Source organism: Amycolatopsis circi (genome assembly GCF_003385235.1).
In the GTDB taxonomy this organism is placed as follows: Bacteria; Actinomycetota; Actinomycetes; order Mycobacteriales; family Pseudonocardiaceae; genus Amycolatopsis; species Amycolatopsis circi.
In genome coordinates this window covers 36,111-49,538 of record NZ_PQIA01000035.1, presented here as the reverse complement: position 1 = coordinate 49,538, position 13,428 = coordinate 36,111, and the positions used below count along the sequence as shown (strand labels likewise).

Annotated in this window: 13 protein-coding genes; 7 read left to right on the top strand and 6 right to left on the bottom strand. The window is 67.4% G+C overall.

Features of this window, described 5'->3' with window-relative positions; all coding sequences use genetic code 11:
• The first annotated feature begins 99 nt into the window (after positions 1 to 99).
• The 4 genes from D0D37_RS47975 to yhjD all read left to right on the top strand — a co-directional run bounded on the left by D0D37_RS47975 (position 100) and on the right by yhjD (position 4,050).
• On the top strand, positions 100 to 387 hold the full coding sequence (locus D0D37_RS47975) for a hypothetical protein (RefSeq protein WP_244223555.1): 288 nt from the start codon (positions 100 to 102) through the stop codon (positions 385 to 387).
• Positions 388 to 661: 274 nt separating this feature from the next.
• A complete protein-coding gene (gene trpS / locus D0D37_RS17755; RefSeq protein ID WP_116201662.1) occupies positions 662 to 1,681 on the top strand; it encodes a tryptophan--tRNA ligase in 1,020 nt (339 codons plus the stop codon).
• 44 nt (positions 1,682 to 1,725) lie between these two features.
• Positions 1,726 to 2,982: a hypothetical protein gene (locus tag D0D37_RS17750; RefSeq protein ID WP_116201661.1), complete on the top strand. Its 1,257-nt coding sequence runs from the start codon at positions 1,726 to 1,728 to the stop codon at positions 2,980 to 2,982.
• A gap of 54 nt (positions 2,983 to 3,036) precedes the next feature.
• The gene (gene yhjD / locus D0D37_RS17745) at positions 3,037 to 4,050 is read left to right on the top strand and encodes an inner membrane protein YhjD (protein ID WP_116201660.1); all 1,014 of its coding nucleotides are present in this window, start codon (positions 3,037 to 3,039) and stop codon (positions 4,048 to 4,050) included.
• Positions 4,051 to 4,122: 72 nt separating this feature from the next.
• Here yhjD and D0D37_RS17740 read toward each other — a convergent pair whose 3' ends face one another.
• Positions 4,123 to 5,352, bottom strand: a complete 1,230-nt coding sequence (locus D0D37_RS17740) for a D-alanyl-D-alanine carboxypeptidase family protein (RefSeq protein WP_116201659.1) — start codon at positions 5,350 to 5,352, stop codon at positions 4,123 to 4,125.
• A 42-nt stretch (positions 5,353 to 5,394) separates the two neighbouring features.
• Between D0D37_RS17740 and D0D37_RS17735 the strand changes: the two genes are divergently transcribed.
• Entirely contained in the window at positions 5,395 to 5,640 is a 246-nt protein-coding gene (locus D0D37_RS17735; RefSeq protein WP_116201658.1) for an SCO4848 family membrane protein, read from the top strand.
• A gap of 76 nt (positions 5,641 to 5,716) precedes the next feature.
• Complete coding sequence (locus D0D37_RS17730; RefSeq protein ID WP_116201657.1) at positions 5,717 to 7,099, top strand: S8 family peptidase; 1,383 nt, start codon at positions 5,717 to 5,719, stop codon at positions 7,097 to 7,099.
• A 55-nt stretch (positions 7,100 to 7,154) separates the two neighbouring features.
• On the opposite strand, the gene D0D37_RS17725 is transcribed toward D0D37_RS17730, so the two are convergent.
• From D0D37_RS17725 to sdhC, 5 genes are all read right to left on the bottom strand, one after another.
• A complete protein-coding gene (locus tag D0D37_RS17725) occupies positions 7,155 to 8,120 on the bottom strand; it encodes a hypothetical protein (protein ID WP_244223554.1) in 966 nt (321 codons plus the stop codon).
• Between the two features lie 156 nt (positions 8,121 to 8,276).
• Positions 8,277 to 9,050, bottom strand: a complete 774-nt coding sequence (locus tag D0D37_RS17720; RefSeq protein WP_009072547.1) for a succinate dehydrogenase iron-sulfur subunit — start codon at positions 9,048 to 9,050, stop codon at positions 8,277 to 8,279.
• Entirely contained in the window at positions 9,050 to 10,804 is a 1,755-nt protein-coding gene (gene sdhA / locus D0D37_RS17715; RefSeq protein WP_116201656.1) for a succinate dehydrogenase flavoprotein subunit, read from the bottom strand. The genes D0D37_RS17720 and sdhA overlap by 1 nt, the downstream gene beginning before the upstream one ends.
• 35 nt (positions 10,805 to 10,839) lie before the next feature.
• Entirely contained in the window at positions 10,840 to 11,256 is a 417-nt protein-coding gene (locus D0D37_RS17710) for a succinate dehydrogenase hydrophobic membrane anchor subunit (protein WP_037712346.1), read from the bottom strand.
• Positions 11,257 to 11,260: 4 nt separating this feature from the next.
• Complete coding sequence (gene sdhC / locus D0D37_RS17705) at positions 11,261 to 11,710, bottom strand: succinate dehydrogenase, cytochrome b556 subunit (protein WP_116201655.1); 450 nt, start codon at positions 11,708 to 11,710, stop codon at positions 11,261 to 11,263.
• 554 nt (positions 11,711 to 12,264) lie between these two features.
• Here sdhC and D0D37_RS17700 point away from each other — a divergent pair.
• Positions 12,265 to 13,407: a BMP family lipoprotein gene (locus D0D37_RS17700; RefSeq protein WP_116201654.1), complete on the top strand. Its 1,143-nt coding sequence runs from the start codon at positions 12,265 to 12,267 to the stop codon at positions 13,405 to 13,407.
• Positions 13,408 to 13,428 lie beyond the last annotated feature (21 nt).

Below are 13,428 nucleotides of genomic sequence, written 5' to 3'. Positions count from 1 at the left end.
GGCTCGGCGCAGGACGGTCGCGGAGCTTTGGCGGTCGGCAGCAGTCGTGCCGCGGCTTCGGGCCGTTCCTTGGCGGCTGCGGGCGGGCGAGTCCTGGCGGTGCTCGCGACGATCCTGGTCGCGGCCGTCGGAACGGGCGTGACGGCCTTCGCGGACACCGGTGTCGTCCGCGCGGAGACGACGTCGACCGGGTTCGGGATGCTCGGACCGGTCGGGCTGGTCGCGGTGGGCTTCGGCGTCATCGGGATGGCGCTGGGCGTCGTCCGCCAGCGGCGCAAGGCCCGCACGAAGGCGATCGAGGCGGTGGCTGCCGCCGGGGCTCTCGAAGAGGAACCCGCCCGGCCGCTGGAACCGGCTCCGGCCGCGCTGCCCCTGCGCCAGTCTTAGTCGGCTGGCCGGTCCGCCGGCAGTCGAAATCTCCCACAGCTCGAGGAACCCCAGGCTTCGTCAGCAACTTCCTCCCGGCCCGGGCGGCCGCGACGGTCCTGGCTGTCTGAGCTTCAACTTCCACCCCTGAATCCCCGTGCGACGCTTCGTCGGCAGCTCCTTCTGGCAAGCAGATACCCAGGCGAAGGCCAGCGAAACGTCCCGTCTGCCCGTCCGGCCCGCGAACCGCCGGGCCCGCGGCACCGTCTCCTCCGCAGCCTGAAAGAATCTCGGCGTGTCCGACGAACAGAACGGGCGCCTGCGGGTGCTTTCCGGGATCCAGCCGACTGCCGACTCCTTCCACCTCGGCAACTACCTCGGCGCCCTGCGTCAGTGGGTGCGGCTGCAGGACACCCACGAGACTTTCTATTGCGTCGTCGACCTGCACGCGATCACCGTCGAGCAGGACCCGAAGGTGCTGCTGGAGCGGACGCGTCGTTCGGCCGCGCAGCTGCTGGCCATCGGAGTCGACCCGGCGCGCAGCGCGCTGTTCGTGCAGAGCCACGTGCCCGAGCACGCGCAGCTGAGCTGGGTGCTCGAATGCCAGACCGGCTTTGGCGAGGCCGGGCGGATGACGCAGTTCAAGGACAAGGCCGCCAAACAGGGCAGCGACCACGCGAGCGTCGGCCTGTTCACCTATCCGGTGCTGATGGCCGCGGACATCCTGCTGTATCAGACCAACGCGGTGCCGGTCGGCGAAGACCAGCGGCAGCATCTCGAGCTGACCCGCAACCTCGCGCAGCGGTTCAACAGCCGGTTCGGCAAGACGTTCGTGATGCCGGAGCCGTTCATCGTCAAGGACACCGCCAAGATCTACGACCTGCAGGAACCGACGGCGAAAATGAGCAAGTCGGCGGCGACCGCCAACGGGCTCGTCGAACTGCTCGAGGACCCGAAGCGTTCGGCGAAGAAGATCCGTTCCGCGGTCACCGACACCGGCCGCGAGGTCCGGTTCGACCGCGAGGAGAAGGCCGGCGTCTCCAACCTGCTCACCATCTACTCCGCGCTGACCGACCGCAGCGTCGCCGACCTCGAAACCGCTTACGAGGGCAAGGGTTACGGCGATCTCAAGAAGGACCTGGCCGAGGTGCTCGTCGACTGGGTCACGCCGCTGCAGGAGAGCGTCCAGTCCTATTTGGACGATGTCGCCGAGCTGGACCGGATCCTCGCCGCGGGCGCGCACCGGGCCCGCGAGGTCGCGTCGGCCACGCTCGCGTCGGTCTACGAGCGGATCGGGTTCCTGCCCGCTCGCTGAGCGGGGCGTACACCATAAATTCCGGTCCGGGGGGACGAAATAGCATGAAATTCAAAGCTGGTTTGTGGCCGATCGGTGTCGCGACGCTGGTGCTGGTCACGTCGTGCGGTGGAATGTCCGGATCGGACATCGAGAAGGCGAAGGACCCGAACGGCGACGGCCAGACCGTGCAACGGCCGGGTTATGCGAACTCGCAGTATCCGGACCCCGCTCCGATCAAGGAAAAAGCGAACCCGCAAGCGGTGCGGATCGGCGGCAAGCCGGTGATCCAGGCGTGCAACCTGCTGACCGTCGCGGACCTCGTCGCGCTCGGGATCATGGTCGACTCGCGGCCGGACCCGAACGGGGCCACCTTCGAGCGCCGCTACCTGGTCGGCGACGGTTCGGGACCGCTGCGGTCGTCCGAAAACACCTACGCCAAGGCGCTGACCTCGGGCGTAAACCACTGTGTGTACAGCCTGCAAGACAACCAGGGCAATCAAACGCAGGAGCGGCTGGCGGTCGCGGTGTCCCAGCCGGCCTACGTGCCGACCGTGGACACCAAGCCCTACCTTGACGACGCGGATCCCAGTCTGACTGTCGGCCCGGTGAAGATCTTCTCCAAGCGCCGCAAGACGGAGAACCCGTCGGACGCTTCCGGCGACGCCGCGCTGGTCCTGGGGGACACGCTGGTCGACTTGGACTTCGAGCTGAAGGCGGACAAGAGCGCGGGCAAGCTGCAGGATCTCGGCAAGAAGGTCGCCGAGAACTTCGCGAAGCAGGTGAGCGCGCCGGCCGGGGCGAACGTCATCGGTTACGACAGCGCGGCATTCCCGAAATCGGTCGCGCAGCCCTGCCCGATGCTCACCCCCGACGCGGTGACCCCGGCGATCGGCACCGACGCTTCGCCGTTGGTTGCCGAAACCCCCGCCACCGCCGTCGGCGACATGATCATGACCAACAGCACCAAGCACAACTACGTGCAGATCGACTGCGAGCGCGGCACCGGGCACGACAACGGCATCGACCGGCGCGCGCTGCACCTGACCGCGATCAGCTTCCTCGGCGAAGACGCGGCGAAGAGCTACCTCGGATCCGCGCCGAACGACGGCCAGTCCGCGCCCGCCCAGGTCGGGGACGAGGGGCAGGTGCGCAGCAAGGGCCAGACCAACGGCGAGGTGCTGTTCCGCAAAGGCCGTTTCGTGTTCAAGCTCTACCTCGCCGACCACAACGCCGCCCCGGACGGCATCAGCGGCGCGGACGCGACCCGGCTGCTGGTGCCCGCCGCCCAGAAAATGATCTCCGCCTTCCACGAGCAGTAACCGCGCGGGCACGCTCGCGTTGCGGTGCCCGGTTGCCGTGGTTAGCGTTTTCCGGTGGCGAAAGAGACCGGTGACAAGGAAAAGCTGCTGCCCCGGCTGCGGCGGAAGTACCCGTGGCTGGATCACCTGATCCGCGCCAACGACTCCTTCAACGACAACTACGGCAACCATTACGCGGCGGCGATCACCTACTTCAGCGTGCTGTCGGTGTTCCCGATCTTCATGGTGGCGTTCGCGATCGTCGGCATGGTGCTCGGGCACAACGGAGCCGTGATCGCCCAGATCACGCACGGGATCGACAGCTCGGTCCCCGAAGGCCTGCAAGGCCTGGTCAAGCAGATCACCGACGCCGCGCTCAAGTCCGGCAGCGGCATCGGGGTCTTCGGGCTGCTGCTGGCGCTTTACTCCGGCATCGGCTGGATGGCCAACCTCCGCGACGCGCTCACCGCGCAGTGGGGCCAGGAGAAGAAGACGGAACCGTTCGTCGGCCGGACGATCAAGGACCTGCTGTCCCTGCTCGGGCTCGGGCTGGCGCTGGTCGTGTCGTTCGCGCTCACCGCGGCGGGCAGCGGTCTCGGCGAACTGCTGCTGAAGCTGGTCGGGCTGGAAGGCCAGCAGTGGGCGGTTTTCCTGCTGCACGTCGCGACGATCGTGCTCAGCCTGATCGCCAATGCGCTGGTGTTCCTGTGGGTGATCGCCCGGCTGCCTCGGGAGCACGTCGCGCTGCGGAGCGCGGTCAAGGGCGCGCTCATCGCCGCGGTCGGATTCGTGGTCTTGCAGCAGGTCGCGACGGTCTATCTGGCGAGCGTCACGAAGTCCCCGTCGGCAGCGATCTTCGGGCCGGTGATCGGGTTGCTGGTGTTCGCGAACCTGGTGTCGCGGTTCCTGCTGCTGGTGACGGCTTGGACGGCGACCGCGCGGGAGAACCAGCGACGCGTGGTGCAGCCGCCCGCTCCGGTGCTGCTGGAGCCTCGGGTGACGGTGCAGCACGGGCTGGGGCTCGGTTCCGTGGCCGGCGCGTTCAGCGCGGGCGCGCTGCTGGCCTGGCTAGGCAAACGCAAGAGCTGACTATGTCCGTGAAGGACTCCTTGAGGGAATCAGATTCCCTCAAGGAGTCCTTCACGGACCTGCAACTGGTCGTTACGCGCGGGCGTTGCGCTTGCGCTGGTAGCTGAGGACGAACCCGGCCACGATGATCACCAGCACGAGCACTGTCAGGATCCAGCCGGTCGTGCCGAACGGGTCCGGTTTCTGCGCCGCCGCGGTCGTCGCGCCCGCCGGGGTGACCTGCTTGTCCGACATCGGGGCGGCGTCGGCGCTCAGCGACTGGTAGGCGATCTGGCCGACTGGCTGCGCGCCGTTCTTCTCCAGCGCGAAGCCGTAGTCGAGCAGTTTCGCCGCCTGGTCGACCACCTTCGTCGGGCGCTGTTCGGCCCGCATCATCACGATCGCGAGGCGGTGGCCGTCGCGCTCCGCGCCGCCGACGTACGTGTGCCGCGCGTCGTCCGTGAAGCCCGTTTTCCCGCCGAGAAAGCCGGGATACACGCCGAGCAGCTTGTTGTCGTTGAACACCGGAATCGGCGGTTTCCCGTCGATCGCCGGGATCGTGAAATTCTTCGTCGCCACCACCTTGGCGAATTCCGGCTGCTTCATCGCGTAGTGGAAGACGAGGCTCAGGTCGTACGCCGAGGTCGACATGCCCGGTCCGTCGAGGCCGGACGGGGTCGCCGCGCGGGTGTCGGTCGCGCCGATGCGGGCGGCGAGCGCGTTCATCTTGGCGACCGCCGCGTCGGCCCCGCCCAGCGCGGTCGCGAAGGCGTGCGCCACGTCGTTGCCCGAGTGCATCAGCAGGCCGTGCAGCAGCTGGTCCATCGTGTAATGCCCGCCCGCGGCGATGCCGACGCAGGTGCACTCCTGCTCGGCGTCCTCCTTCGTCGGGACGATGACCTGCTCCGGCTTCAGCTCGGTGACCACCACCAGCGCCAGCAACGTCTTGATCAGCGACGCCGGCCGCTCCCGCGCGTGCGGGTCCTTCGCCGCGACGACCGCGCCGGTGTCGAGATCCTGCAGAACCCACGACGCCGAGGTGTCGCCCGGCGGCAGCGCGGGCGCGCCCGGCGGAAGGATCGGGCCGCAGCCGCCGAGGCGGTCGCCGCCGACCGGCTGGGCCGGCATCGGAAGCGGCGGCGGGACGGTCTGTCCCGGCTTCGGCTTCTCCGAGGTGTCCACCGGGGCCGGCGGCGCGGCGTGGTCGATGCATTGCTCCGCCAGCACCGGTGCGGCGAGGGCGACGGGCGCGGCGACGGCTACGAGGGCTGCGGCGAGTGGCGCGGCGAATGCTCGCAGCGACCGGGCGAAAGCAGGGTGCACCCACGCAATCTAGCGCCGATGGCCCGGCGGCATACTCGGGACATGCGCATTTCACGAGGTACAGCGATGGCCTTGTTCGCTTTCGGCATCTGGTCCTGGATCATTTGGATCACGTTCGCGAAGAATCTGTGGGCCAGCAACCAGTCCTGGGCGGCCGACGGTTCCCCCACTGGGTACTTCATCGTGCACGCGGTGCTGACGGTGGTTTCGTTCGTGCTCGGCACCGCCATCGGGGTGCTCGGCTGGCGCGGCATCCGGGCGACGGCGAAGGACCGCGCCGACACCTGATGCGGTGACCGTCCTTTGGTCGGTGGCGGGCGCGTCCGGGCTGGCTTAGTTTCGGGCGACCGACCATGGAGGCTAAATGTCCCGTTTACGTCGATTGCTCGTCCCGATCGCGGTGGCTGGGGTCGCCGCCGGCGCGGTGACCGTGCCAGCGTCCGCCGCGCCAGCGCCGTCCTGTGACACCACCAGCACGCAGTACAGCTACGTCGTGCTGTACCAACCGGGCGAGAAGCAGCGTTCGGTCGACGCGGAGCTGAGCGCCAAGTGCGGCAAGCGGATCGCGTACTACCCGGAGATCGGCGTCGCGGTCGCCAGCTCGCGCAACGCGGACTTCGCCGACCGGCTCGGCGTGAAGCGGGCGTACTCAGCGGGCAAGGACGTCGCCGCGAAAGCCGCCGCCCGAGCCGGACTGCGCTCGGCGATCGGGATGCTGGAGCAGACGGAGAGCGTCGCCACTGGTGACGATTTGTCGACTCAGCAGTGGGACATGCGCGCGATCCACGCACCGGAAGCGAACAAGATCAACCCCGGTTCGCGGGCGGTCACGGTCGGCGTGCTGGACTCCGGCATCGACGCCAAGCACCCGGCGCTCGCGCACGCGGTGGACACACAGTCGTCGACCGGCTGTGTCACCGGCGCGCCGGACGCTTCCGCGTGGACTCCGACGAACTCCGACCACGGCACGCACGTCGCCGGCACCATCGCGGGCAAGGACCCCGCGCGCGGCTTCACCGGCATCGCGCCGGGCGTGCGGCTGGCGTCGGTGAAGGTGGTGAACGACGACGGCTACATCTTCCCGGAGGCGGCCGTCTGTGGCTTCGTCTGGGCGGGGCAGCACGGCTTCCAGGTGACGAACAACAGCTACTACATCGACCCCGGGATGTTCTACTGCCGCAACGAAGCGGGCGACGCTGCCGCGTACGAAGCCGTACGGCGCGCCGTGACTTACTCGACGCAGCGCGGGACTCTCAACGTCGCTGCTGCGGGCAACTCGGGCTTCGACGTGCGTACGCAGACTGTCGACCCGAACCGTCCGCACAAGATCGACCCTTCGTGCGGCATCCTGCCTAAGGCGATCGACGGGGTCGTGACGGTGTCTGCGGTTGGTTACGCGGGCACGAAGGCTTACTACTCCAACTACGGCTCGGTCACGGTCACCGCGCCGGGCGGGGATTCGGGGCAGAAGCCGCCTGCCGGGGAAGGCGCGGGGTGCCCGCTGTCAACGGTGTTCAACGGGGCTTACGGCACTAAGTGCGGCACTTCGATGGCCTCCCCGCACGCAGCCGGGGTCGCGGCTTTGCTGGCTTCCACGCATAGGCACGCCCCGCCGCGCGCTTTGGCGGCTTTGCTCACCGCGGAGGCGGATCCGGTGGCTTGCGATGTCTCGGCTTGCTCCGGACCGGCGCGGAACAACTCGTACTACGGACGCGGCCTGGTAAACGCCCTGGACGCGGTCCACTAACGTCCGTGAGGGGAACCCTGAGGGACTCTGAGTCCCTCAGGGTTCCCCTCACGTACTAACCAGCGGGGCGTAGGGAGACCGGTGGGCGGGGGCGGACCTCGGCGGCACGGTATGCGTCACTGAGTTCGTTCAGAACGGCTTTTGGCTCGGTGCGCAGACGGGACGGCAGAGTCTGCACCACGGCAATGCCCAGGGCCGCGTAGCGAGTGTTCCGATGCAACGTTCGCGCGTAGTCGGCCGAGCGGAAGTGAAATTCCACTGAGTCGATCTCCCAAGCCAGTCCGACCTCGTCCCACCAGAAGTCAGGTTGGCCTGCATATTGACCCGCGTGGTCGTAAAGCACGGTGTTCTGATGGGTTGGCGGATTCGGAAGACTCTTGGATAACTTCTGAGCTTCGGCTTCGGCGACTGACCGGACGTCCGACCATTCGGCGAGAAGCCGCCGGGGGATCGCGGTTCCCCTTTTGGTGCCGCGGTCCAGCTCTTCTGCCAGGGCTTGTGGTGAACAGCGTCCTCGCTGGATCGCTTCGATCAGGACACGGCTGACCGTCTCGGAGTCGCGTGTTCGCCGGACCAAGTCTGTGGTGGCTCTGACCAGAGGCGCGAGCGGAACGCCAGCCCGAAGCCACGGTGCCGGAAGATGCCTCGTCCGCTCGATGGTCACGAATTCAGAGCTGTTCAGCTTCTTTCGATGCGGAACCAGCAAGTGGATTTGCCGCGGGCTTTCCGGGGTCGGGAGACGCAGGCCGTACCGCAGGCAGGCTTCTTCCGCGGTGACGATCGCTGATTCGCCCGCGTACAACAAGGCTGCGTGTACGAGTTGGTCAGGCGTGGGGTCGTTGTTGTGCAGGAGGATGACTCCGGGCAACAGTCTTCGCCATGGTCCCCCGGGCAGGCATCGTCGGTAGATGACTCTGCTGCTCATGCCCAGCGATTCCAGCGTCATCGCTCGGATCACTTGGTGCGTGCTGTGTTGCGCGAGCATTTCGGGGTGTGCGGCCCAGCGGCCTCGTTGTTTCACCCGATAAATGCTGCCGCACCCGGCGAAGTTTCGTGCCTGGCCGGGCCTGTTCTGTGGACAACCCGCGGCCTTGTGGACAGAGCAGCTAAAAAGCCGTGAAGGGAACCCTGAGGGACTCAGAGTCCCTCAGGGTTCCCCTCACGGAACGCTAAAAGATCAGACGCGCTTGAAGAGGAGGGCGCGTTTTACTTCCTGGATGGCTTTGGTCACCTGGATGCCGCGCGGGCAGGCGTCGGTGCAGTTGAACGTCGTGCGGCAGCGCCACACGCCCTCGCCGTCGTTCAGGATGTCCAGCCGCTCTTCGGCGCCCTCGTCGCGGGAGTCGAAGATGAAGCGGTGGGCGTTGACGATCGCCGCCGGGCCGAAGTACGAGCCGTCGTTCCAGTAGACCGGGCAGGACGACGTGCAGCAGGCGCACAGGATGCACTTGGTGGTGTCGTCGAACCGGTTGCGGTCGGCCTGGGACTGGATCCGCTCGCGGGTCGGCTCGTTGCCGTAGGTGATCAGGTACGGCTTGATCGCCCGGTACGCCTCGAAGAACGGGTCCATGTCGACGTAGAGGTCCTTCAACGTCGTCAGGCCCTTGATCGGGGCGATGGTGATCTCGGTCTTCTTGCCGTTCTTCTCCAGCAGGTCCTTCAGCAGCACCTTGCAGGCCAGCCGGTTGATCCCGTTGATCTGCATCGCGTCCGAACCGCACACGCCGTGCGCGCACGAGCGGCGGAAGGAGAACGTGCCGTCGATGTAGTCCTTCACATAGAACAGCAGGTTCAGCACGCGGTCGGTCGGCTGCGCCGGGACGTCGTAGGACTCCCAGTGCGGCTCGGAGTCGACCTCGGGGTTGAACCGCAGGATCTTCAGCGTGACCTGGATCGGCGTGTGCTCGTCGGACGCCTTGGAGGAGGGCGCCTCTGGGGTGGCCGTCGTCATCAGTACTTCCGCTCCATCGGTTCGTAGCGGGTGAAGGTGACCGGCTTGTAGTCGAGCCGGATGTCGGACGACAGCCCCTCGCCCTGCTTGTAGGCCATGGTGTGCCGCATGAAGTTCGTGTCGTCGCGGTTCGGGTAGTCCTCGCGGGCGTGGCCGCCGCGGGACTCCTTGCGCGCGATCGCGCCGACGACCAGTACCTCGGCCAGCTCCAGCAGGAAGCCGAGTTCGACGGCCTCGAGCAGGTCGGTGTTGTACCGCTTGCCCTTGTCCGCCACGGTGATCCGCGAGTACCGCGCCTTGAGCGCCTGGATGTCGGTCAGCGCCTGCTTCAGCGTGTCCTCGGTGCGGTACACCGAAGCGTGCGAGTCCATCGTCTGCTGCATTTCCTTGCGGATGTCGGCGACGCGCTCGTCGCCGTGCTCCGACAGCAGCAGCTCCAGCTGTTCCTCGACCAGGGTGGTCGGGCTCTCCGGAAGCTCGACGTGCTCGTGCGCCAGCGCGTACTCCGCGGCGGCGATGCCCGCGCGGCGGCCGAAGACATTGATGTCCAGCAGCGAGTTCGTGCCCAGCCGGTTCGAACCGTGCACCGACACGCAGGCGACCTCGCCCGCGGCGTACAGGCCCGGGATGACGTGCTCGTTGTCGCGCAGCGCCTCGCCGTGGATGTTCGTCGGGATGCCGCCCATGACGTAGTGGCACGTCGGGAACACCGGCACCGGCTCCTTGACCGGGTCGACGCCCAGGTAGGTGCGGGAGAACTCGGTGATGTCCGGCAGCTTGGTCTCGAGGACCTCGACCGGAAGGTGGGTCACGTCGAGGACGACGTAGTCCTTGTTCGGCCCGCAGCCGCGGCCCTGCAGCACCTCCTGGACCATCGACCGGGCGACGATGTCGCGCGGCGCGAGGTCCTTGATGGTGGGGGCGTAGCGCTCCATGAAGCGCTCGCCCTCGGAGTTGCGGAGGATGCCGCCCTCGCCGCGCACCGCTTCGGAGATCAGGATGCCGAGGCCGGCGAGGCCGGTCGGGTGGAACTGGAAGAACTCCATGTCCTCCAGCGGAAGGCCCTTGCGGAAGATGATGCCGAGGCCGTCGCCGGTGAGGGTGTGCGCGTTCGACGTGGTCTTGAAGATCTTGCCGGCGCCGCCGGTGGCGAACACGATCGACTTCGCCTGGAACACGTGCAGTTCGCCGGTGGCCAGCTCGTAGGCGACCACGCCGGTGGCGATCGGGTTGCCGTCCTCGCCCTCGGACAGGACCAGGTCGAGCACGTAGAACTCGTTGAAGAACTCGGTGCCGTGCTTGACGCAGTTTTGGTACAGCGTCTGGAGAATCATGTGCCCGGTGCGGTCCGCGGCGTAGCAGGCGCGGCGCACCGCGGCCTTGCCGTGGTCGCGGGTGTGCCCGCCGAACCGGCGCTGGTCGATCTTGCCCTCGGGCGTCCGGTTGAACGGAAGGCCCATCTTCTCCAGGTCGAGGACGGCATCGATGGCCTCCTTGGCCATGATCTCCGCGGCGTCCTGGTCGACCAGGTAGTCACCGCCCTTGACGGTGTCGAAGGTGTGCCACTCCCAGTTGTCCTCTTCGACGTTCGCCAGCGCGGCGCACATGCCGCCCTGGGCCGCGCCGGTGTGGGACCGGGTCGGGTACAGCTTGGTGAGGACCGCGGTGCGGGCGCGCTGGCCGGACTCGATGGCCGCGCGCATGCCGGCGCCGCCCGCGCCGACGATCACCACGTCGTACTTGTGGAACTGCATAGGGAAAGACTCCGCTAGCTAGTGGTGGGTGCGCCTCAGGAGGCAGGCATCTCGGGGTCGAACGTGAAGATCACCATCGTGCCGACGGCCAGGATGAGCGCCATCGAGACGTAGAGCAGGATCTTCAGCCAGAACCGGGTGGAGTCCTTGCGCGCGTAGTCGTCGATGATCGTGCGCAGGCCGTTGCCGCCGTGGATCTCGGCGAGCCACAGCATCGCCAGGTCCCAGAACTGCCAGAACGGCGAGGCCCAGCGGCCGGCGACGAAGCCCCAGTTGATGCGGTGCACGCCGCCGTCGAGGATGTTCATGATGAACAGGTGGCCCAGCACCAGGATGATCAGCGCGAGCCCGGAGATGCGCATGAACAGCCAGCTGTAAAGCTCGAAGTTGCTGCGCCGGGCGGACGGGCGCCGCGGCGAGCGCGGCTTGTCGAGGATCAGAGCGTCGGCCATGGGATCAGGCACCCCCGAAAAGCGTCTCGACGGTGCGCTTCAGCATGAAGAACGCACCCGGAACCATCACGACCACCCACACGACGCCGATGACCCAGAGCATCGTCTTCTGGTACTTCGGGCCCTTGGCCCAGAAGTCGACCAGCAGGACGCGCAGCCCGTTGAGCGCGTGGAACAGCACCGCGCCGACAAGGCCGACCTCGAGCAGGTTCACGATCGGCGTCTTGTACGTCTCGATGACCTGGTCGTAGGTGTTCGGCGACACGCGCACGAGCGCGGTGTCGAGCACGTGCACGAACAGGAAGAAAAAGGTCAGCACGCCGGTGATGCGGTGCAGCACCCAGGACCACATGCCGGGGTCGCCCCGGTAGAAAGTTCCCTGCCGGCGTGAGGCACCCGCCCGATCGCTAGCTCCTGCCCCGGTTTCGGTGGCAGTGCTCGCCGTGGTGGACATCGGTGAACGGCCTCCAACGTCATGACTGTCGTGCCCGGGTGACCGGTGAGGTCCGCACCCGCGGCCGGGGTCGGTCCACTGGGGACAACTCCGGCGACGGTGCCGAGATCAGGGGCCATCGAGCGTGGATGCATGGATGCTAGACCCGACCCATACGCGCGGCTCACCTCCGGGTTCCTCTCTGTGATGGACCAGACACCGTGACCACGGCAGACCACTCGGACGTGTGGTCTGGAGCACGTCTGAGCTGGCCGTGAAGGACTCCTTGAGGGACTTAGATTCCCTCAAGGAGTCCTTCACGGACCGTTCCCGGGCGGAAGCGGTGCCACGGTGAGTGATCGCGGCGGGCGGGGCGGCGGCTCTTGATCACGGTCGGCGCCGGAATGGTCGCGGATCGAGCCTCCGAGTAAACGTTTGTGTTACGTAGCGTGCCGTTCCTATGGCGGTTACCCGGCGGTTGGGTACGGTCTGCCAGTTGAGCCCGGGCGACCGTGACCGGGCCGTTCCTGGATCGTCCGCTGGATCAGCGGGGAGGGAGACACACGTTGCGTCGCATGCGTGGAACCGCGCTGGCCGCCGCGACCATGGCTGGGGTGCTTGCACTGGCCGGGTGCGCGAAGGACACCGGGGGAAGCAATAACAACGCGTCCGGTTCGGACGGCAATGCGGGCTCGAACTGCATCACCGCCCCGAAGCCGCCCGCCGCTCCGGCCGCCGCTACGAGCAGCAGCGCCGCCTCGGGCAAGGTCGACGGCAGCAAGCTCAAGGTCGGGCTGGCCTTCGACGTCGGCGGTCGCGGTGACGCTTCCTTCAACGACGCGGCCGCCGCGGGCACCGACCGGGCGAAGTCCGACCTGGGCGTCCCGACCGTCAACGAGAGCACCGCGAGCGCGAGCGAGAGCGAAGCCGCCAAGCAGCAGCGGCTCGAGCAGATGGCGCAGTCGGGCATGAACCCGATCGTCGCGGTCGGGTTCGCGTACGCGCCGTCGGTCAAGGCCGTTGCCACCAAGTATCCGAACACCAAGTTCGCGATCGTCGACGACGACTCGATCACCCTGCCGAACGTCACGCCGCTGGTCTTCGCCGAGGAGCAGGGCTCGTTCCTGGCCGGCGTCGCCGCCGCGTACAAGAGCAAGAAGTGCCACGTCGGCTTCGTCGGCGGCGTGAACACCCCGCTCATCCAGAAGTTCGAGGCGGGCTTCCTGCAGGGCGCGCATGCCGTTTCGAGCAAGATCAAGGTCGAGGACGAGTACCTGACGCCTGCCGGCGACTTCTCCGGTTTCCAGGACCCGCCGAAGGGCAACGCGAAGGCCGCCGCCGAGATCTCCCGCGGCGCGGACGTCGTCTACCACGCCGCCGGCGCCTCCGGTAAGGGCGTGTTCGACGCGGCGAAGCAGAACAACGCGCTGGCCATCGGCGTCGACTCCGACCAGTACAACCAGAAGACGGTCGCCGCCGACAAGGACATCATCATCACCTCGATGATCAAGCGCGTCGACGTCGCGGTGTTCGAGTACCTGCAGGCCGTCGCGAAGGGCGACCTGAGCACGGTGCCGAAGCGCTTCGACCTCAAGTCCGACGGCGTCGGCTACTCCACCTCCGGTGGCAAGGTCGACGACATCAAGGACGTGCTCGACGGGTACAAGGCCCAGATCATTTCCGGCGCCATCAAGGTTTCGGACAAGCCGGCCAAGTAACGCTCACGACGCGGCAGGGCT